We start from the raw sequence: 20,530 nt of genomic DNA, 5'->3' as shown, positions 1-20,530 counted from the left end.
TGCGCAAAATTCTACAAAATGTCGAAGCCAGTACGAGTGCGTTTTGCACCCAGTCCTACCGGACCTTTACACATAGGCGGCGTGCGCACCGCGCTGTTCAACTATCTTTTCGCCAAGAAACATGGCGGGGTTTTCTACCTGCGCATCGAGGACACCGACCAAAACAGGTTTGTCCCGGGTGCCGAAGCCTACATCATGGAAGCCCTCCAGTGGCTTGGGATTTCGCCCGAGGAAACCGTAGGCAAGAACGAAAAGTTCGGGCCGTACCGACAAAGCGAGCGCAAAGCCATCTACAAACAATACGCCGACCAGCTGATCGCGTCGGGCCACGCCTATTATGCGTTCGATTCTGCCGAGAATCTCGATGCGATGCGCAAGGACAAAGAGGCTTTGGGACAAACGTTCATCTACAACCATTCGGTACGCGAACAATTGGACAATTCACTGACGAATTCGGCCGAAGACGTCGCCAAACGATTGGCCGCCGGCGAAGATTACGTCATTCGATTCAAAACTCCCGTAGGCGAAACGTTGCAGCTGCACGACATCATCCGCGGCGACATTAAATTCGATACCAACCTGCTCGACGACAAGGTGTTGTTCAAAAGCGATGGCATGCCTACCTACCATTTGGCCAACATCGTAGACGATCATCTGATGCAAACCTCTCACGTGATCCGCGGCGAGGAATGGTTGCCATCGATGCCGTTACACGTACTGCTCTACCGCGCATTTGGTTGGGACGCGCCCGAGTTTGCGCATTTGCCGCTGATCTTGAAACCCATCGGCAACGGAAAACTCTCCAAACGCGACGGCGACAAGATGGGCTTTCCGGTGTTCCCGCTCGAATGGAAAACCGACGAAGGCGTTTCTTCGGGTTATCGTGAAAAAGGATTTTTCCCGGAAGCGGTTATCAATTTCCTCGCGCTTTTGGGCTGGAACGACGGTACCGACAAAGAACTGTTTTCGCTCGAAGAACTGTGTAATTCATTCGATTTGGGTCGCGTACACAAGGCCGGCGCCAAATTCGATCCCGAAAAGAACAAATGGTTCAACCACCAATATTTGATCGGTAAAGACGATGCCGAACTCGCGCAAGCGTTTGCCCCGGTCGTCGCTTCGAAAAACCTACCACGCACCTATTCGCCCACCAAACTCACGCGCATCGTCGGTTTGATCAAGGAACGCGCGCATTTCGTGTCGGAATTCTGGGAACTCAGCGATTACTTCTTTGTCGCGCCTACATCGTATGACGAAAAAGCCGCCAAGAACTGGAAAGAAGACACGCCGGTATTGATGAACCAATTGGTCGAAGTATTGGCCAACATCGAAGATTTCCGATCTGCAAACATCGAAACGATCGTCAAGGATTGGATGACCCAAAACGAAATCGGCATGGGCAAAGTGATGCAACCGTTCAGACTAAGCCTTGTGGGCGCGCTAAAAGGCCCGCATTTGTTTGATATCGCCGAAATCATCGGTAAGGAGGAAACGATCAGCAGAATACAAAAAGCGATCGCTACATTATAACACAAAAGCGCCCCGAGAGGCGCTTTTTTTATAGGCATTTAACAAGCGTCGGTTCGTTGAGTAAAACCAATATGGTCTTGTTCTGGGTATCGCTGGCCGGGCTTTCGAACGCTCTTGTCTTCTCGATCAGCTTGGTACAACCGGCGAAATGGGTTTCGATCATGGGGATGATTTTGGCACGTTCGCCGATTTTCTTGTCGGTGTTCTCGTCGGTAAATTCCAACGCGTCGACCATTTGCGATTGCGCGTCGACGATGGCCATTTCATAATGCGTATAAGTCGATTCGAATCCGCCCCGGCTTTTGACACGCGTCCGTTTGGATACGAGCAACGACTTGCCGTTTTGCTGCGCCACGACATAATAGCCGCGCGTCTTTCCTGCTATCTCGAACGTTTGGAACACAAAATCGTCCCAGCTGGCTTGTTTTAAATCCTTGAACTTGACGCGTTGCTCCTTTTTGCTGTCCTTTTCGAAATACACGATACGCTTGTTACCGGCTTCGACATGGATTTTGCCTCCTGCTAAATCAATCGTCGATCCGTCCTTTTTTTGGATCGATTGCGCCAAAACCGGCAATCCTGACAGTAAAAAAAGTGCAACTATCTTTTTCATCTTACAAATAAATAATGAGGTTGCCGCTCAATATACCCGCATTGCCTTTGAATTTGGTTCCCGGATAAAGCCCCGTATCGTTAAGATTGCCAAGGATGTTGTTCAAACCATAAGCGTATTGGATGTTCCCGCGCAGGTGTTTGATCCCGAACGTGACGCCCGCCACCGGATAAAAATTGAATTTCGAGATCTTGCGGATGTCGCCCGCCTTGAACGTCGTGCCGTCGATGATGTTGTTCACGTTGGCATCGTCGTCGATCTTGAATTTGTCGTTTACCTGCAACATCGGCCCGAATTCGATGCTCAAATGGTGCTCGACGATTTTGTAGCTGAGCATGAGCGAGATTTGCGCCGACGGTAATTTAAAGCCGACGTCCTTTTTTTGCGCCGTCAGCGGATTGGTCGTCTCGACCGAGAATTTGTTCTCGCTGAATTGCATCGCATAGACCATGTCGAAGTTGTTGTAGAAATTGCCGCGCATCGAAAGACCGGCGTTCCACCCTACTTCTGGCTTGGCGTCGAAATTATCGGTGTTCAAGCTAAAATGGTTGATCCCGCCAATGATCCCGATACGGTTCGAATCGCGGTATTCCCATTGCGCAACGGCCAAAATCGGGCACGCGGCCAGTGCGAGTGTCAAGAGCAACTTTTTCATAGGTTTCGTTTTGAAGGGCAAACGTAATTTATTTTTCGTAATTTAACGGGGATTTTAAAACTTAATTGCCATGAGTATCACCTCTATCATTTTTTTGGTCTTTGCCCTATTTGTTTTCCTTTCTTCTTTTTTTACGGTCAAGCAACAAACGGCCGTCATCATTGAGCGTTTCGGTAAATTTCTAAGCGTACGCAACTCGGGATTGCAGCTCAAGATCCCGATCATCGACCGCATCGCAGGCCGCGTAAACCTCAAGATCCAACAGCTTGATGTGATCATCGAGACCAAGACCAAGGACAATGTATTTGTCAAGATGAAGGTATCGGTACAATTCAAGGTCATACAGGACAAGGTGTACGACGCGTTCTACAAACTCGAATACCCGCACGACCAGATCACGGCCTATGTGTTCGATGTGGTGCGCGCCGAAGTCCCGAAACTCAAACTCGATGATGTTTTCGAAAGAAAAGACGACATCGCAATAGCCGTCAAACGAGAGCTCAACGAAGCCATGATGACCTACGGATACGACATCATCAATACGCTCGTGACCGACATCGACCCTGATTTGCAAGTCAAAAACGCGATGAACCGCATCAACGCCGCCGACCGCGAAAAGACCGCCGCCGAGTTCGAAGCCGAAAGTTCGCGCATCCGCATCGTGGCCAAAGCCAAGGCCGAAGCCGAGAGCAAACGTCTTCAAGGACAAGGTATTGCCGACCAACGCCGCGAAATTGCACGCGGACTCGTAGAAAGCGTCGAGGTGTTGAACAACGTGGGAATTAACTCGCAGGAAGCTTCGGCCCTGATTGTCGTGACGCAACATTACGATACGCTGCAGGCCATTGGCGCCGATACCAATTCGAACCTGATCCTCTTACCCAACTCGCCGCAAGCGGGCAGCGACATGCTCAACAACATGGTGGCTTCGTTCAGCGCATCGAACCAGGTGGGCGAAATGATGAAAAAGAACACGCCTGTCCTCAAAAAGCAAAAACCCGAATCGCGGTTCAGGGACGCACCCGAGAACCCCGAGAATCCAGACATTACGGTATAAAAAAAAGAGGCTATTGGCCTCTTTTCTTTTTGGATAACCAACCCATGATGAGCGGGATGGCCATGTTGAGTATACTGCCATAGGACTGTCGCAGCGCCTCTTTCCAGTCGAACGAAGGCAACGAGCCCAGGAAGCTCTTGACCATGTTTTGCGGCGTAAAGCTCTCGCGTGTTTGCTGCAGGCTGACGAGCAACTTTTGGTACTCGATGTCTTTCTCAATCTTGAGGATTTCGAGGTCGCGGTCGATTTCGGCATACGACGAATAACGTTTCTTTTCCATATCAGTCGTTAAAGAAAATTTCGGAGAACTTCTCGAGTATCGGGCCCTCGGCAATTTTGTCCTTGATCAAAAAAAGCAGTGCCGTGAACACGACATAAATGCCCGCGACAATCAAAAATCCGTAGGCGTAACTCCCTAGCGCCTGCCCGATTGCGAGCGCCGCAGCCACCGAACCAAACAACAATACCATCGACACGCACAACAAAATCAGCGTGAATTTGAGGATCATCACCGTCGATCTCATCGCCACCTTAAATCCCCAAAGTTTGTAATAAGCGAGGTTGCTGTCGATGAATTTTTGGGCTTGTTCCTGCAACGGTGCGGTGTTTTCGCGAAAATCTTCGAACGCCATTACTTTTGGAATTTGGCGTTCTTGGCCTTAAGATCGGCGAGTTTTTGTTCGAGGAACGTGATCGCATCTTCGGCCTTGTGGCTCAAATTGGACAGTAAATCTTCGTAACTGTGTTCTACGTCGTGCTTTTTGTTTTCGTACCCGTCCTGGAATTTGTGTTTGGCTTCGTTGAATTTGTCCTTGGCCTTGTTCTTGGCGTCTTCGAAACCGTCTTTGAGCTTGGCGCGTGTTTTGGAACCCTTGTCGGGTGCAAATAAAATTCCGGCCGCGGCTCCAATTGCGACACCGGCCAAAATGGCAACGACGGTACTTCCGTTATCTCGTGACATGACTTTAAAATTTGTAGTTGAATTTTAAAGATAGCGACAATTTTAACATTTCGTTGTTAACAGCCCGTTAAATTGGGTGCCGAGACAAAATTCGCAATTAAATCATCAGGGTTTGACTCAATTTCAAAAAACAGGCGCGGTGTCCGTCTAAAATCAATCGTTGCTTAAAAACGTGTTATGGAAGTCGTTTTTAAAAACAAAAACTTATCGATATGATAAAAACGATAGAAAACATTAATAATAAAAAACCCCTCTGGTTAGAGGGATTTGAATCGATACAATCTATTTTTACAATCCTAACGAAAGTGCCGTAAATTGAAGCTTGATTTTTTGATTTTCCAATTGCGCGCGCACAAATGGCGATTCACTTCGGTGGGAAAGGTCAAACCATTTTTCGACAAATTCCCGGTCAAAATCCGACAGCTTGATTTTGTCGGAATGTTTGATCACCCAATTCGAAAACAGGAGCGAAACCTTGTTGTTGTTGATGTTCTTGCGGATTGAACTCTGCAACAAACTAAAATTGCCCACCAATTGTATGTTTTGCGCCACAAATTGCTCGATGGCTTCGCGCTCGGCATCGGTCGAAACCTTGAAATATTTGTTGATTTCCTTGAGCGAATTGTTGATCGCATTCTCTTCTTTCTTGCCTTTTTCCTCCCAGGCATCCTTGAGCCCGACGGTTTTGTTGAATACCAATTTGCTCGCCGTCGAGTCCTTATCTACCGTAAAATAGCCCAGTCGTTGGAACTGGAACTTGTCTTCGTTTTGTGCCGATTGTAAGCTTGGTTCCACATAACCCGTCACGGTTTTCAACGAATCGGGGTTGACGAATTCAAGGAAATCCTTCTCTTTGTGTGTGTCGGGTGCCTCGTCGGTAAACAGGCGGTCGTACAAACGCACCTCGGCCGGCAGCGCATGTGCAATCGAAACCCAATGCAAGGTTCCGGATACTTTGCGCAAACTCGCTTCGGTGCCGCTACCGCTCAGGGAATCAACGTCGTAGGTCGCGTGGATTTCGGCGATGTTCCCTTCGGCATCTTTGACGACAGATTCGCCTTTGATGATATAAGCGTTCTTGAGCCGCACTTCTTTACCTATCGACAAGCGGAAAAACTTGGCCGGTGCATCTTCCAGAAAATCTTCCCGTTCGATGTAAACCTCACGCGAAAAAGGTACTTTTCTAAACCCTGCATTTTCGTCTTCCTGGTTGTTTTCGGCCTCGAGCCATTCTTCCTTGCCTTCGGGATAATTCGTGATCACGAGCTTTACCGGATCGAGAACCGCCATCACACGTGACGCGGTCTTGTTCAAATCTTCGCGGATGCAAAACTCGAGCACCGACACATCGATCAGGTTGTCGCGCTTAGCGATGCCGATCATGTTTGCAAAATTGCGGATCGAAGTAGGCGTGTACCCACGTCTGCGCAAGCCAGAAACGGTGGACATACGCGGATCGTCCCATCCGTTAACGTACTTATCCTGAACGAGTTTGAGTAGCTTTCGCTTGCTTACCACCGTGTGCGACAAATTCCTACGGGCAAATTCGCGTTGCTTGGGGCGTACCTTTTTGTCGTCGTAAATCTGGTCCAAAAACCAATCGTACAATTCACGGTGCGGCAAAAATTCGAGCGTACAGAACGAGTGCGAAACCTGTTCCAGATAGTCGCTTTCGCCATGCGCCCAGTCGTACATCGGGTAGATGCACCAATCGTCGCCGGTGCGGTGGTGGTGCTTGTGCAAGATGCGGTACATGATGGGATCGCGCATGAGCATGTTGGTCGATTTCATGTCGATCTTGGCGCGCAAAATGTGCGTCCCTTCTTCGAATTCGCCATTTTTCATGCGCTCAAAAAGATCCAGATTCTCCTCGACCGAACGGTTGCGGTACGGGCTGTCGACGCCTTCGGTGGTGGGCGTGCCTTTTTGCGCGGCCATCTCCTCGGAAGTCTGGCTGTCTACATAAGCCTTGCCTTTTTTGATGAATTCGACGGCCCAGTCATAGAGCTGCTGGAAATAATCAGAGGCATACAATTCCTTGTCCCATTGGTATCCGAGCCACTGTACGTCGCGCTTGATCGCATCTACATACTCCTGTTCTTCCTTGGCCGGGTTGGTATCGTCGAAACGCAGATTGACAGGCGCATTGTAATCGATACCGAGGCCAAAATTGAGCGCAATCGAACTGGCGTGCCCAATGTGCAAATAACCATTCGGTTCGGGCGGAAAACGAAAGCGCAATTTGTCGTTGGACAAACCGTCCTTCAAATCCTCCTCGATGATTTGCTCGATGAAATTCAGTGACTTTTCTTCGGATGACATTGTATAAATTTTGAAGCGCAAAGGTATGAATTGTTGTTTAATCGTGGAATCGTTTATTTGTTTAATCGATAGGTGACACCCACAAATAATCACTACTTTTGGAATCGGTTAAACGATTAAACAAATCAACGATTAAACCATTATGGGTGTCATCAAACTCAAAAACATCCGGACGTTCTCCTACCACGGATGCTTGCTCGAAGAAAGCAAAATAGGATCGGAATATTCGGTAGACCTCGAAATCAAGACCGATTTGCGCAAATCATCGGTATCGGACCAGCTTGCCGATACGGTCGATTATGTACTGCTCAACCGCATTGTCGCCGAGGAAATGGCCGTGCGATCGAACCTCATCGAACACGTCGCGCACCGTATCCTGAGCCGTATTTTCCGCGAAATCCCCGAGGTGTCGCGCATTGTGGTTGGCGTTTCTAAAATCAACCCGCCTATTGGTGGTGATGTGGAGGCCGTTACGGTAGAGATGGAGGAATACCGCAGCTAGCGGCGCAAATTGTGCGATTAAAATTTCAAATTCCAAATTATTTAGTTAGATTTGCCGTCCAAACCAATAATGGCGTCGTGGCCGAGTGGCTAGGCAGGGCTCTGCAAAAGCTCGTACAGCGGTTCGAATCCGCTCGATGCCTCTGGGAAAACCTCCTTTTCGGGAGGTTTTTTTGTTTTTATTTGGAGCTGTTTCCCGCTTTCCGTTGCAATCTTTTTTAGCTTTTTGCAAAAGCTAAAAAAGGATTTCCACTTCAAATGCCTTTTTCAGGCATTCACCGAACACCTATTTAATATTAACTAGGTGAGGTAATCGGGGCTAGGGTGAGCAGCGTAGCTATAGCTATTTTCAAAACCGGACGTTTTGAAATTCTAAGAAGTTTTCGCTACCGCGGGTCTACTTTTGTCTGGCAACAAAAGTAGCAAAAATGCCTGGCGCGCGTTCGTTCGGCGACCTGCTGGCTTTCGCTTGCTAAAACAAATGAACTCGCTTCGCTCAAACACCATTTGTTTCTTAACGCCTGCTTCAAGCCGCAGGTGCCCGCCTGCCACGACCAAAGCGCGCTGCCTCACGAAGAACGTTCATTGTAAATTTAAAATTTGTCGTCCGTTTTGGGCGTTCGTCCAACGCGCCGGGAAGATCGTCGTGGCGGAAAGATTTTTCCCCGCGAGGACGTTTTGCGACGAATGTTCCAAGCGAGACGATTCATCGAACGTTGAACACACGTTCCCCGTGTGGATTTTTGGCGCAGCGGGCAAGCCAAAAATGCAAATATTACTTTCCTGCCTGGCGCGCAATCGACCGTGCAGGCGGGTACCAGCCGTTTGAAGATGGCGTAAAATCAAAAGCTGTTTGAGCCGTAGGCGAGTTCTTTTGATTTAGCCATCGAAAACCTGGCTGGTCGCCGAGCGGTCTTGCGCTACGCCTTTTTGCAACTTTTGCGGCGAGGCAAAAGTTGAGAAGCCCGCGGCAGCGAAAACTACTTAGAATTCCAAAACATCTAGTTTTGCACTTAGCGCTAGCGATGCAACGCGCCCTAGCCCCGATTACCTCACCTAGTTAATATTAAATAGGTGTTCGGTGAATGCCTGAAAAAGGCATTTGAAGCGTAAATCCTTTTTAAAGCTTTTTGTAAAAGCTTTAAAAAGATTGCAACGGAAAGCGGGAAACAGCTCCAAAAAATCAATCCTGTTGCTCCAACTTATCAAGCGCCTTATCCATAATTTTCCGTTCCTGCGGAAACCAGCCCTGAGAAAGTAGGAATACGCCCGAAATGATCAGCACCACACTGATGGCTTTTTTGATGAGCAGGATGTTGTTCGGATTGAGTTGGCTGCGCAGTTGTTTGGCGAGCAGTATCTTGAAAATATCGGTGACAAAATAACTCAGGATCACGGCCGTGAAAAACGTAAACATACGGGTTGGGTCGAGTTTGAGCGTAGGCCCGACGGTGATCAGGATCGCCAACCAAAAACCCAGTACGCCAATGTTGATGAAATTCAGGAAAAAGCCCTTGATGAACAAGCTGAAATAGTTGTTCTTGGCCAGTTCTGCCGGGTCTTCGGGGTCGATGTTCTTTTTTTGCTTCTTGTTTTTGGCGAGCGAAATCACGCCGTAGGTAAGCATCACGATGCCGCCGAATACAAACAGTGCGGGATCGTCCTTGATGCTTTGTATCAAACGATAAGACGAAAAATAAGCGATCAAAATGAAGATGATATCGGCCAGCACAACACCTAAATCGAACACGGCGGCGGCCCGGAATCCTTTGACGACACTGGTCTCGAGCAGTACAAAAAATACAGGCCCGATCATAAAGCTCAAAAAGAACCCAAGCGGGATTGCCGTCAGAATATCTTCAATCATCGAAAGTGTTTTATTTTAACAAATATAGTTCAAAAAATAAAAAACGATGATGCAGATGGTCGGCTAATTTCGAACTTCCTCAATTTTACCGCCCAGCGTGGTTTTGCGTTTGATTTGCTTCGGGTTGCCGTAAAACACGATTTTACCACCGGCCGTGACACGTGCATCGGCCAATTCCGACGCATGGATTTCGGCTTCTCCGCCTGCCTTGACATCGACTTTGGCGGTTTGCGATTCGAGTGATTTTCCTTCCAGGAAACCGCCTGCACCCAGCGCGATGTCAACATTTTTAGCGGTTCCCGACACTTTTACCTTGCCTCCGGTGGCCGCCTTGAATTCAGCCGATTCGGTTTCTATTTTCAATTTGACTTGTGCGCCTTCCTGTGCCGAGGCATAAATAGAACCTTGTTTGAACGTCTTGTCGCAACCAATAAACGAGCCTTCGTTGGCATCGATGCGCGTCAGGTTCTTGAAGAAAACCTTGGCTTCGATCGCTTCGCCTTCGAGCAACTTGCCGGTGCGCATCCTGATCTTGAGCTCGCCATTTTTGTTGATGACTTCTACGTCTTCGGCGCGATTCCCGGTGATCTCAATCCTCTCCTGATCGGAAGCGATGAGTTCGACCGTGATTTGATCGAAAGACTTGATTTTGTTGAATTCACCCACGTCTTTCTTGACCTGGGCGTTTACCGATACAAGGCACAACAACAATGCGACTTGGACTAACTTTTTCATTTTTTCTAGGCTTGGTGTTTACGGATAAAGTGAAAATCGAGCTGCTTCTTGACCAAGTCGGCGTTCTTGACCTTGACGATCACCTCGTCGCCCAACTGCAGCACATTTTTGGTAACGGCGCCCACGAGCGCATATTGTTTTTCGTCGAACGTATAGTAATCTTCCTTGATCTCGCGGATGCGGCACATGCCTTCGCATTTGTTTTCGACAATCTCTACATACATGCCCCATTCGGTCACGCCCGAAATGACACCCAAAAACTCCTGGTCCTGGTGGTCCTGCATGTACTTGACCTGCATGTATTTGATCGAATCGCGTTCGGCTTGCGTGGCCAGGTTTTCCATGTTCGACGAATGTTCGCATTTTTCTTCGTATTCCTCTTCGCTGGCCGATTTGCCACCATCGAGATAGTGCTGCAACAAACGGTGCACCATCACGTCGGGATAACGACGGATGGGCGAGGTGAAGTGCGAATAATAATCGAACGCCAGCCCGTAATGCCCGATGTTGTCGGTAGAATATTTGGCCTTGCTCATCGTGCGTATGGCCAGCGTATCGACCAGGTTCTGTTCTTTTTTGCCGTGTACGTCGTCGAGCAATTTGTTGAGCGAGGCCGAGATCGACTTTTTGTTCTTGAAATTCAAGCTGTGTCCGAACTTCGAAATCACACCTTGCAAGGCCATCAGTTTTGATTCGTCGGGTTCGTCGTGGATACGGTATACAAACGTCTTTTTTTGCTTGCCGATAAACTCGGCTACCTTGCGGTTGGCCAGCAGCATGAATTCTTCGATCAAATGGTTCGCATCTTTCGAAATCTTGAAATACACACCGGTCGGGTCGGCTTCGGAATTGAGGTGGAACTTAACCTCGACCTTGTCGAACGAAATCGCGCCGTGCGCCATACGCTTGCTGCGCAGGATCTTGGCCAAATCGTCTAATTTGAGCGTCGCTTCGACAATATTTGCGGGAACTTTGTATTGTTCGCCCGTGAGTGAAATATCGGCCGGAATCACATCTTTTTTGGTTTCGATGATGTGCTGCGCCTCTTCGTACGCGAAACGTTGGTCCGAATAAATCACGGTACGCCCGAACCATTGGTCGACCACCTGCGCGGTCTTGGTGATTTCGAACACGGCCGAAAACGTGTATTTTTCTTCATGCGGACGCAGCGAACACGCGAAGTTAGACAACACTTCGGGCAACATCGGCACGACACGATCGACCAAATAGACCGATGTGCCGCGTTGGTAGGCCTCGTCGTCGAGCGCGGTGCCTTCCTTGACATAGTGCGAGACATCGGCAATGTGTATCCCGATCTCGAAATTGCCGTTGTCGAGTTTCTTGAACGACAGCGCATCGTCGAAATCCTTGGCATCTTTCGGATCGATCGTAAAGGTCAACGTGTCGCGCATATCGCGTCTTTTGGCGATTTCGCTGGCTTGGATAGAAGTGTCTAGCTTTTGCGCATAGGCCTCGACATCGATCGGAAAATCGTACGGCAGTCCGTATTCAGCTAAAATCGCATGGATTTCGGTGTTGTGCTCGCCAGGTTTGCCGAGTACTTTGATCACAAATCCGAAAGGGGAATCGGCTTTCTTGGGCCAATCTTCGATCTTGACCAGCACGACATCGCCGTTTTGCGCCTCGCCGATCTTGTCCTTTGGGATAAAAATATCGGTATACATCTTGGCGTTGGCCGTCGATACAAACGCAAAGTTTTTTTGGATGTCGATCACGCCCACGAATTCGTCCTTCAAACGTTCGATGACTTCGATGACTTCGCCCTCGGGACGTTTGCCCTTACGTCTGTTGTAGACGTACACCTTGACCTTGTCGCCGTCGAGCGCGCGGTTCAGGTTGTTGTTCGGGATAAAGACGTCTTCCTCAAATTCGTCGCAGATAAAATAGGCGGTCTTGCGCGAAGTCATGTCGATCGTACCTTCGTAATAGTCCTGGCTGATGGCCTTGATCAGGTATTTTCCGGGTTCGGTCTCGATGATTTGCTTTTGCGAGGCCAGTATCTTCAAATCCTTGATGATTTCGTTGCGGCTCTTGGTATCGTCTACCTCTAAAAGCGCCGCGATTTGCTTGTAGTTGAACGCACGGTTGGCGTTCTTGGAGAGTATCTTGAGAATCTTGTGGGAGAAGTCCTTGGCTTTCTTCCCGGTATGTTTGTGTTTTTTGTTCATTGTTTTGGGTTGAAGTTCGAAATTACAAAGAAGAATCGTGACTTGGGCCAACGGATCGATATTTAGGGAAAATATAACGTTTGACGTTTTCCCGCAAACTCAAAGAATCTCACAAATAACCATCTATTTTCGAAACTTTGCGCTAACTTTAAGGTACCAACAACCCACGATCTTTTATGGAAGATTTCATCACCGCCGCCATATTCAACTATCCGCACGAAATCACGATCCTCAAGCACCGGCTCGAGCAGGAAGGCATCGCCTATTTTTTCGAGAACGAGGCCACGGCATCGGTGGCACCCATGTATTCGCTCGCACTCGGCGGCATCAAGCTCAAGGTGCACCCGAACGATTTGCAGGCGGTACAGGCCATACTCGACGAACTCAACAACCGAAGCCAGCTGACCATCGTATGAGCCCATCGGATTTTTTCGAAAAGGAACAAGAGCAGTTTTCAACAAACATTAATTACATCAAAAAGAAGAAGGAATTTTAAATTAAATTTTTGATGGTTATTATAGGGTGTTGATTGTAGGAATAAATTTTTTCTCAAGCGTTTTGTTATTTCGTTTAACCTTGTTATAACAATTTATTAACATAGAAAATGACACACAAAACGCTCATTTTTAACCTTTACTTTAAAATAATAAACAACTGTTAACAATCAAAATCACTTTGTTTTTGTCGATATTTTCGAGTGGGTTTTTATGTTGAAAACCATTTAAAAAGTATGGAAAACTAAACCAAAAATCCCGCAAACTTTATTTGCTTTTCTTGATTGCGTTTTTGATTAGAAATTTATCCGATAGATGCTAAAAAATCTTCTGAAATTCTATCCAGACTTATGAACAATCAATGTTAATTTAAAGTAAACTGATTTCCAATGTTTTATAAAAATACGTTAACAATGCAATCATACGTTTTCAAAACTACTATTTCTGGTTAGAACACGTCTTTAAAAACCATGACCTTACCGTATTTTAACGTCGTGAATTCGTAAATTTGCACAAACAACACAACATGACTATTTCAATAGGAAACGACCACGCCGGTCCCGATTACAAAAAAGCCATCGTTCAAATGCTCGAGGCCAAAGGGCATACCGTCATCAACCACGGAACCGATACATTCGACAGCGTCGACTACCCCGATTTTGGCCATCCCGTAGCCAACGACATCACCCAAGGCAAAGCCGATTTCGGCATCGTCATTTGCGGATCGGGCAACGGCATCGCCATTACGGTCAACAAACACCAAGGCATCCGTGCGGCCATTTGCTGGACCAAGGAAATTGCCGGTTTGGCGCGCGGGCACAATAACGCCAACATCGTCAGCATCCCGGCGCGTTTTACGTCGATCCCGCAAGCCGTAGAAATTGTCGATACTTTCCTGAACACCGCTTTCGAAGGCGGACGCCACGCCACACGCGTCAACAAAATAGACTGTATGTAAATGCACGACCACAGCCACCATTCCCAGGAGGTCACCGACAAAAACCTGTCGGTGTCGATTCTTTTGAATATTGGGATTACGGTGGCGCAAATCGTGGGTGGTATTGTCTCGGGCAGCTTGTCGCTGGTCTCCGATGCGTTGCACAATTTGAGCGACGTGGTTTCGCTTGCTTTGAGTTTTGTCGCGCACCGTCTGGCCAAGAAAAAAGCGACCGTCCACCATACCTTTGGGTACAAACGCGCCGAGATACTCGCGGCCTTCATCAACGCGGCGACACTTATTATCGTGGCGGTCTATTTGGTCTACGAAGCTGTTTTGCGTTTTTCGAGCCCGGTTGCGATCGGCTCCGAGATCGTCATTTGGCTGTCTGCACTCGGTATTGTTTTCAACGGGATTTCTACCTTGCTGTTGAAAAAAGACGCGGCGCACAGCGTCAACATGAAATCAGCCTATCTGCATTTGCTGACCGATACGATGGCTTCGGTCGCGGTGCTCATTGGCGGATTGCTCATGAAATACTTTGGTTGGTTTTGGATCGACAGCGTCATCACGCTCGCCATTGCCATCTACCTGATTTTTATGGGATGGGGTTTGCTGCGATCGACCACCAAGATGTTGTTGTTGTTTACGCCCGAAAATCTCGACATCGAACAAATCGTGCAAAAGGTCCATGCGGTGACCGGTGAAAACAAATTGCACCACATTCATCTTTGGAGCCTCAACGACAACCAATTGCACTTCGAGGCGCACCTGGACTGTCGCGAGAATATTACGATTGCCGAATTCAACCGGATCGTTCACGAAATAGAGGAGGTGTTGCACCACGAATTCCACATCAACCACTCGACAATCCAGCCAGAGTTTGCTGGGCAATGTTCGGGCGATTTTATCGCGCAGGATTAAACGTTTAAAAATACAGATTTTCTGTACCAGCCGCATCTTTAAAAATCGTATTTTTACCGTAGGGAAGGGGGCTATGAAGGTATCCCCTACAAAATAAAAAAATCACTTCGCTACAGATTTTCTGTACTTTTTGTTAAAGTTTTTCCTAGGTTTCAATAGCTTTTTTTTGAACCCATTCCGGCTGTCCGCTGCAGGCTTCGCTAAAAAACGTTATTTTTGACACGCTGCAAAATAGCTTCCTGCGGTCGCTTTTTCCATCGGCAAAAATGTACGTTTTTCACGCAAAGGCTTTTCGCTTCTATCCGGGGTAGGGCCGCGTCATCCATAACAAAGTTTCAACAATGACCCACATCGATTTCATCGCACAAACCGTCCAGGCGCCTGCCAAATCCATCGCAAATACCGTCCAGCTTTTATCAGAAGATTGCACCATCCCGTTCATCTCGCGCTACCGCAAGGACCAAACCGGAAACCTCGATGAAACCGTCATCGAACAAATCGCCAAGCAAAATACAGCCTACGAGAACATCGTTAAAAGAAAAGAGGCCATCCTCAAATCCATCGAAGAACAAAAGGCGCTCACGCCCGAACTCAAAAACAAGATCGACAACAGCTTCGATTTGAACGAACTCGAAGATTTTTACCTGCCGTTCAAAAAGAAAAAGAAAACACGTGCCGACGTTGCGCGCGATAACGGCCTCGAACCGCTGGCCAAAATCATCATGGCGCAAGGCAATGACGACATCGATTTCATCTCGTCGCGCTATCTGAACAAAAATGTCAAGAACGAAGACGAAGCTTTGCAGGGCGCGCGCGACATCATTGCCGAATGGGTCAACGAAAACCCTTACGTACGCAAGCAATTGCGACGATTGTACCAGCGAAAAGCCACCATAGAAACCAAGGTCGTCAAAACCAAAAAGGACGACGAAGCCGCACAGAAATTCGCACAATATTTCGAGTGGAATGAACCGCTCGGCAAAACGCCGCCACATCGATTGCTGGCCATGTTGCGCGCCGAGAACGAAGGTTTCGTCAAGATGAAAATCGAAGTCGATGCCGAAAATTCGGGCGATGAGGCATTGGATCTCATCGAACAAATCGTCATCAAAAAGAACAACGACACCACGCCGCACATCGCCCAAGCGATCACCGATAGCTACAAACGTTTGCTTGCACCGGCCATTTCCAACGAATCGCTACAGGAAGCCAAGCTCAAAGCCGACTTGAATTCGATCGGGGTTTTTGCGAACAATTTGAGCCAGCTGTTGCTCGCGCCGCCGCTCGGCGAAAAACGCATTTTGGCCATCGATCCGGGATTCCGAAGCGGTTGCAAGATTGTCTGTCTCGACGAAAAAGGCGATTTGTTGTACAACGAAACGATTTTCCCGCACGCGCCACAAAACGAATTCACGATCGCGATGAAGAAAGTAAAGTCGATGGTGAATGCCTATAAAATCGACGCCATTTCAATCGGCAACGGTACGGCCTCGCGCGAGACCGAACATTTCATCAAGAAGATCGCGTTCGACAAGCCTGTACAGGTTTTTGTCGTGAGCGAAGCCGGTGCGTCGGTCTATTCGGCATCGAAGATTGCACGCGAGGAATTCCCGAAATACGACGTGACCGTTCGCGGCGCGGTTTCCATCGGACGAAGATTGTCTGATCCGCTGGCCGAATTGGTCAAGATCGATCCCAAGGCCATAGGTGTCGGGCAATACCAGCACGATGTCGACCAAACCAAACTCAAGGAAGAACTCGACACCGTGGTCGTGCGTTGCGTGAACTCGGTGGGCATCAACATCAATACGGCGAGCAAGCATTTGCTCAGTTATGTGAGCGGAATAGGGGAGAAGCTGGCCGAAAATATCGTCGCTTACCGTTCCGAGAATGGTCCGTTTGAGGATCGGAAACAACTTAAAAAAGTACCGCGGCTTGGCGACAAAGCTTTCCAGCAAGGCGCGGCGTTCATCCGCATCAAAGGCGCCAAGAATCCGCTCGACAATTCGGCCGTACACCCCGAGGCGTATCCGATTGTCGAAAAAATGGCCAAGGATTTAAAGCTTTCTGTCAACGATTTGATTGCGAACAAAGAAAAAACCGCGCTGATCAAACCCGAAAATTACGTCTCGGGCGACATCGGTTTGCTGACGCTCAAAGACATCATCAAGGAGCTTGAAAAACCAGGGCTCGATCCGCGGCAATCGGCCAAGGTGTTTGAGTTCGATGCGAACATCAAGACGATCAAGGACGTCAAAAGCGGGATGGTTTTACCGGGAATCGTCAACAACATCACCAATTTTGGGTGTTTTGTAGACATCGGTATCAAGGAAAGCGGGCTCGTGCACATTTCGCAGCTCAAGGCCGGATTTGTGTCTGATGTCAATGAAGTGGTCAAACTGCACCAACACGTTCAGGTCAAGGTCACTGAAGTAGACGAGGAGCGCAAACGCATCGCGTTGACCATGGTCATCTGAAATTTACCGCAAACGACAAAAGTTTACCGCAAAGGATACAGAGTTTTCCGCAAAGAACACAAAGCATAGTTGCGTAATATCTTGGCAAACTTTGCGAAAAGCTTAGCGTACTTTGCGGTAAAAAGGTAAAAAAAATCCCGTCTTCCGCACAGGAAACCGGGATCTTCAATTCGGATAAGCCGAATTATGCTTTGGTATCGTCTTCTTTTTTGGCTGCGGGTTGATCGTCTTTGGCCGCGTTCTTGAATTCCTTGATGCCGCTGCCAAGGCCTTTCATCAGTTCAGGGATTTTCTTACCGCCAAAAAGCAGCAAAATCACCGCTACGATAATCAGTATTTCTGTTAAGCCTATCTTGCCCATGTTAAATTATTTGCGCCTAAGCGAATGAATATAGGGGCAAAGATAACAAGAAAAAACATTTTCCGTTGGCGTGTCTTGGCAAATATTTGTGATTTTGATGCGTTAAAATGTTGACGATGTGTTGCGGCCACGCATCGCGCTTAATTGCTATATTTGCAACACACCTTACCATTACCCTCGGAATGTAGCCCGACATGACAGCCAAAAGACTCAAACGAAAAAAAATCGCCAAAAAGCTCTTCACCAAAAACCGGTTGGTTATTTTGAACGAGGAGACTTTCGAGGAGGTTTTTTCGCTTCGGCTCACGCTCATGAACGTGTTTGTGGTGGCCACGGTGGGCGCGATCTTGATCATCACGGCAACCACCTACATCATCGCTTTTACGCCGCTGCGCGAATACATTCCGGGTTATGCGTCGAGTAAACTCAAAAAAGAAGCCACCGAACTCGCGCTAAAATCCGACTCGCTGGCCAAGGCCGTACAAAAAAATGAGGCCTATCTGCATTCGATCAAACGCGTGCTTACGGGCGATCTCGATCATGCCGCACTCAACAAAGATTCGATCCTGGCCACCAAGATCGAACCCGTCTCCGCCGAGGATTTGCAACCGTCCGAAACCGATTTGCGACTGCGCGCCGAGGTGGCCAAGGAAGACAAATACAACCTGTTCGAAAAAGCACATCCCAAAGTCGATCTGGTTTTGTTCCCGCCGCTCAAGGGCATGGTGACCGAAAAGTTCAGCCCGCGCAACAAACACTATTCGGTAGATGTTGCCGTGGCCAAGAATACACCCATCAAGTCGGTGCAAAGCGGCACGGTGATTTTTGCCGATTGGACGCCATCGAGCGGCAACGTGATCATCCTGCGCCACAACAACGGCTTCCTGTCGGTCTACAAACACGCCGCCACGCTCAATGCCGCGCAAGGCGATGTGGTCAAGACCGGCGAAGTCATCGCGCTTGCAGGTTCGACGGGACAAGAATCCACTGGGGTTCACCTGCATTTTGAACTTTGGAAAGACGGCTATCCGATCGATCCGGAACAATTCATCGAATTCGAATGACAGACCATTTGCAAAATATACCGTTGGTTACGGGCGTCATTTTTTTGTTGGCTGCGGTTGTGCAAAAAATGTTTCCGCCGCGCAACATCAATTCGCTGTATGGTTACCGTACAGCAGCTTCGGGACGGTCTCAGCAGCATTGGGATTTTGCCCAGCGCTATTCGACTAACCGGATGTTTGAGGCCGCTGCGTTGTTGATTATTTGTGGTGTTATAATGACGCGGTTAGAATTGTCGCACAAGACACAATTGACTTTAGGTCTTTCACTCCTCTTGTTGTTTTCGGCCTACATGATTGTACGTACAGAGTTTGCACTCAAGAAAAAATTCCCAAAATAATGTCGCTCAAATCCATCGCCGCCAAAATATTCGCCAAACGCATCCATGTCCGTACGCAAAAATGGGCGACGCGTCCTGTCGAGACGCAGCAAAAGGTGTTGCGCGATTTGATCAGAAAAGCCAAGAGCACGCGTTTTGGGATCGACCATCATTTTGACCGCATCCGCTCGCACCAGGATTTTGCCGCCAATGTACCCGTGCGCGATTACGAAGACCTAAAGCCGTATGTAGCCGAAGTCCTGGCCGGACACGACAACATCCTGTGGCCAGGGAAGCCGCTGTATTTCGCCAAGACTTCAGGCACGACCTCGGGCGCCAAATACATTCCGCTTTCCAAGGATTCGATGCCTTTTCATGTGCAAGCTGCGCGCGACGCGATCCTGCATTACATCTACCAAACCGGCAAATCCGAATTTGTGGACGGCAAGATGATTTTTTTGCAAGGAAGCCCCGAATTGGAAGAAAAGAACGGTATCGGGCTCGGTCGTTTGTCGGGCATCGTCGCACATTATGTGCCCAAGTATCTGCAGCGGAACCGTATGCCGTCCTGGCGTACGAACTGCATCGAAGATTGGGAAACCAAGGTCAATGCCATAGTCGATGAAACGATCAACGAAAACATGGCCGTCATTTCTGGCATTCCGTCGTGGGTGCAAATGTATTTCGAGAAATTACAGCAAAAGACAGGCAAACCCGTGGGCGAGATTTTCAAGAATTTCAACCTTTTTATTTACGGCGGTGTCAATTACGAACCGTACCGCGCCAAGTTCGAGCACCTCATCGGTCGCAAGGTAGACAGCATCGAGCTGTTTCCGGCCTCCGAAGGTTTTTTTGCCTACCAGGATTCGCAAAACGAAAAAGGCATGTTGTTGCTGTTGAACTCGGGGATTTTTTATGAGTTCATCAAAGCTGACGAGTTTTTTACCGATCCCGACGGTTCGGGACCAAGACGTTACACCATAGGCGAAGTCGAAACGGGCGTCAATTATGCCATGATCATCTCGACCAACGCAGGGCTTTGGGGCTACAACATAGGCGATACCGTGCAGTTTACTTCGACCAGCCCGTACCGCGTGATCGTCTCGGGGCGCATCAAGCACTTCATTTCGGCCTTTGGCGAACATGTCATCGGAAAGGAAGTCGAGGCCGCGCTGCAAGAGGCCATGCAAGGAACACCCGTACGCGTCAACGAGTTTACCGTTGCGCCGCAAATCACGCCTGCCGAGGGTTTGCCTTACCATGAATGGCTGATCGAGTTCGAGAAAGCGCCAACCGATTTGGCCACTTTTGCGCTCAAAATAGACCAGGCCATGCGGCGCCAAAACATGTATTACGACGACCTGATTTCGGGTAATGTATTGCGGCCACTGGTGGTTACACCTGTCGGCAACGGCGGATTCCACGACTACATGAAATCGATCGGAAAACTCGGCGGGCAAAACAAAATCCCAAGGCTTTCGAACGACCGCACCATAGCCGATGGGTTGAAGCGCGTGTGATCGTTA

20 protein-coding genes and 1 tRNA gene are annotated in these 20,530 nt (G+C 48.5%); 11 read left to right on the top strand and 10 right to left on the bottom strand.

Annotated elements, in window-relative coordinates:
- The first annotated feature begins 18 nt into the window (after nucleotides 1–18).
- Entirely contained in the window at nucleotides 19–1,530 is a 1,512-nt protein-coding gene (gene gltX, locus BLP55_RS12700) for a glutamate--tRNA ligase (RefSeq protein ID WP_091144854.1), read from the top strand.
- A 28-nt stretch (nucleotides 1,531–1,558) separates the two neighbouring features.
- On the opposite strand, the gene BLP55_RS12695 is transcribed toward gltX, so the two are convergent.
- Both BLP55_RS12695 and BLP55_RS12690 read right to left on the bottom strand, forming a co-directional pair.
- Nucleotides 1,559–2,143, bottom strand: a complete 585-nt coding sequence (locus BLP55_RS12695; protein WP_091144850.1) for a hypothetical protein — start codon at nucleotides 2,141–2,143, stop codon at nucleotides 1,559–1,561.
- A 1-nt stretch (nucleotide 2,144) separates the two neighbouring features.
- Nucleotides 2,145–2,798 carry an outer membrane beta-barrel protein gene (locus tag BLP55_RS12690; protein WP_091144847.1) on the bottom strand — a complete coding sequence of 218 codons (654 nt, stop codon included), beginning with the start codon at nucleotides 2,796–2,798 and terminating at the stop codon, nucleotides 2,145–2,147.
- Between the two features lie 70 nt (nucleotides 2,799–2,868).
- Here BLP55_RS12690 and BLP55_RS12685 point away from each other — a divergent pair, with 70 nt between their 5' ends.
- Nucleotides 2,869–3,855: an SPFH domain-containing protein gene (locus tag BLP55_RS12685; protein ID WP_091144844.1), complete on the top strand. Its 987-nt coding sequence runs from the start codon at nucleotides 2,869–2,871 to the stop codon at nucleotides 3,853–3,855.
- Between the two features lie 10 nt (nucleotides 3,856–3,865).
- On the opposite strand, the gene BLP55_RS12680 is transcribed toward BLP55_RS12685, so the two are convergent.
- From BLP55_RS12680 to BLP55_RS12665, 4 genes are all read right to left on the bottom strand, one after another.
- The gene (locus BLP55_RS12680; RefSeq protein WP_091144841.1) at nucleotides 3,866–4,135 is read right to left on the bottom strand and encodes a DUF6327 family protein; all 270 of its coding nucleotides are present in this window, start codon (nucleotides 4,133–4,135) and stop codon (nucleotides 3,866–3,868) included.
- Nucleotide 4,136: 1 nt separating this feature from the next.
- A complete protein-coding gene (locus BLP55_RS12675; RefSeq protein ID WP_091144837.1) occupies nucleotides 4,137–4,487 on the bottom strand; it encodes a competence protein in 351 nt (116 codons plus the stop codon).
- Complete coding sequence (locus BLP55_RS12670) at nucleotides 4,487–4,816, bottom strand: YtxH domain-containing protein (RefSeq protein ID WP_091144833.1); 330 nt, start codon at nucleotides 4,814–4,816, stop codon at nucleotides 4,487–4,489. Before BLP55_RS12670 ends, BLP55_RS12675 begins: the two co-directional genes overlap by 1 nt.
- 288 nt (nucleotides 4,817–5,104) lie before the next feature.
- Entirely contained in the window at nucleotides 5,105–7,138 is a 2,034-nt protein-coding gene (locus BLP55_RS12665; RefSeq protein WP_091144830.1) for a glutamine--tRNA ligase/YqeY domain fusion protein, read from the bottom strand.
- 142 nt (nucleotides 7,139–7,280) lie between these two features.
- On the opposite strand from BLP55_RS12665, the gene folB reads away from it, so the two are divergent.
- Together folB and BLP55_RS12655 are read left to right on the top strand one after the other, a co-directional pair.
- Nucleotides 7,281–7,640: a dihydroneopterin aldolase gene (folB, locus tag BLP55_RS12660; protein WP_091144826.1), complete on the top strand. Its 360-nt coding sequence runs from the start codon at nucleotides 7,281–7,283 to the stop codon at nucleotides 7,638–7,640.
- Nucleotides 7,641–7,711: 71 nt separating this feature from the next.
- Nucleotides 7,712–7,782: transfer RNA gene (locus tag BLP55_RS12655), tRNA-Cys, on the top strand.
- Nucleotides 7,783–8,822: 1,040 nt separating this feature from the next.
- Here the strand turns inward: BLP55_RS12655 and BLP55_RS12650 are convergent.
- The 3 genes from BLP55_RS12650 to rnr all read right to left on the bottom strand — a co-directional run bounded on the left by BLP55_RS12650 (nucleotide 8,823) and on the right by rnr (nucleotide 12,430).
- Complete coding sequence (locus tag BLP55_RS12650) at nucleotides 8,823–9,506, bottom strand: LysE family translocator (RefSeq protein ID WP_091144819.1); 684 nt, start codon at nucleotides 9,504–9,506, stop codon at nucleotides 8,823–8,825.
- Nucleotides 9,507–9,569: 63 nt separating this feature from the next.
- Nucleotides 9,570–10,241, bottom strand: coding sequence for a head GIN domain-containing protein (locus tag BLP55_RS12645; RefSeq protein ID WP_091144815.1), 672 nt, complete (start codon nucleotides 10,239–10,241; stop codon nucleotides 9,570–9,572).
- 5 nt (nucleotides 10,242–10,246) lie between these two features.
- On the bottom strand, nucleotides 10,247–12,430 hold the full coding sequence (rnr, locus tag BLP55_RS12640) for a ribonuclease R (RefSeq protein WP_091144809.1): 2,184 nt from the start codon (nucleotides 12,428–12,430) through the stop codon (nucleotides 10,247–10,249).
- Nucleotides 12,431–12,606: 176 nt separating this feature from the next.
- Here rnr and BLP55_RS12635 point away from each other — a divergent pair, with 176 nt between their 5' ends.
- The 4 genes from BLP55_RS12635 to BLP55_RS12620 all read left to right on the top strand — a co-directional run bounded on the left by BLP55_RS12635 (nucleotide 12,607) and on the right by BLP55_RS12620 (nucleotide 17,262).
- On the top strand, nucleotides 12,607–12,846 hold the full coding sequence (locus tag BLP55_RS12635; protein ID WP_091144805.1) for a putative signal transducing protein: 240 nt from the start codon (nucleotides 12,607–12,609) through the stop codon (nucleotides 12,844–12,846).
- 604 nt (nucleotides 12,847–13,450) lie between these two features.
- Nucleotides 13,451–13,882, top strand: coding sequence for a ribose 5-phosphate isomerase B (rpiB, locus tag BLP55_RS12630; protein WP_091144801.1), 432 nt, complete (start codon nucleotides 13,451–13,453; stop codon nucleotides 13,880–13,882).
- The gene (locus tag BLP55_RS12625; RefSeq protein ID WP_091144796.1) at nucleotides 13,883–14,785 is read left to right on the top strand and encodes a cation diffusion facilitator family transporter; all 903 of its coding nucleotides are present in this window, start codon (nucleotides 13,883–13,885) and stop codon (nucleotides 14,783–14,785) included.
- A 341-nt stretch (nucleotides 14,786–15,126) separates the two neighbouring features.
- The gene (locus tag BLP55_RS12620; RefSeq protein WP_091144793.1) at nucleotides 15,127–17,262 is read left to right on the top strand and encodes a Tex family protein; all 2,136 of its coding nucleotides are present in this window, start codon (nucleotides 15,127–15,129) and stop codon (nucleotides 17,260–17,262) included.
- Nucleotides 17,263–17,446: 184 nt separating this feature from the next.
- Here the strand turns inward: BLP55_RS12620 and BLP55_RS12615 are convergent, their stop codons facing one another.
- A complete protein-coding gene (locus BLP55_RS12615) occupies nucleotides 17,447–17,623 on the bottom strand; it encodes a Sec-independent protein translocase subunit TatA/TatB (RefSeq protein WP_091144790.1) in 177 nt (58 codons plus the stop codon).
- A gap of 194 nt (nucleotides 17,624–17,817) precedes the next feature.
- On the opposite strand from BLP55_RS12615, the gene BLP55_RS12610 reads away from it, so the two are divergent.
- From BLP55_RS12610 to BLP55_RS12600, 3 genes are read left to right on the top strand one after another with little or no spacing between them, the layout of a single operon-like run.
- Nucleotides 17,818–18,687, top strand: a complete 870-nt coding sequence (locus tag BLP55_RS12610) for a M23 family metallopeptidase (protein ID WP_091144786.1) — start codon at nucleotides 17,818–17,820, stop codon at nucleotides 18,685–18,687.
- Nucleotides 18,684–19,025, top strand: coding sequence for an SdpI family protein (locus BLP55_RS12605; RefSeq protein WP_091144782.1), 342 nt, complete (start codon nucleotides 18,684–18,686; stop codon nucleotides 19,023–19,025). The genes BLP55_RS12610 and BLP55_RS12605 overlap by 4 nt, the downstream gene beginning before the upstream one ends.
- Nucleotides 19,025–20,524, top strand: a complete 1,500-nt coding sequence (locus BLP55_RS12600) for a GH3 auxin-responsive promoter family protein (RefSeq protein WP_091144779.1) — start codon at nucleotides 19,025–19,027, stop codon at nucleotides 20,522–20,524. Before BLP55_RS12605 ends, BLP55_RS12600 begins: the two co-directional genes overlap by 1 nt.
- Nucleotides 20,525–20,530 lie beyond the last annotated feature (6 nt).

The sequence above is a fragment of the Flavobacterium caeni genome, from assembly GCF_900101895.1.
Classification (GTDB): Bacteria; Bacteroidota; Bacteroidia; order Flavobacteriales; family Flavobacteriaceae; genus Flavobacterium; species Flavobacterium caeni.
The sequence above is the reverse complement of the archived record's forward strand: the minus strand, read 5'-3'. Positions and strand labels throughout refer to the sequence as shown.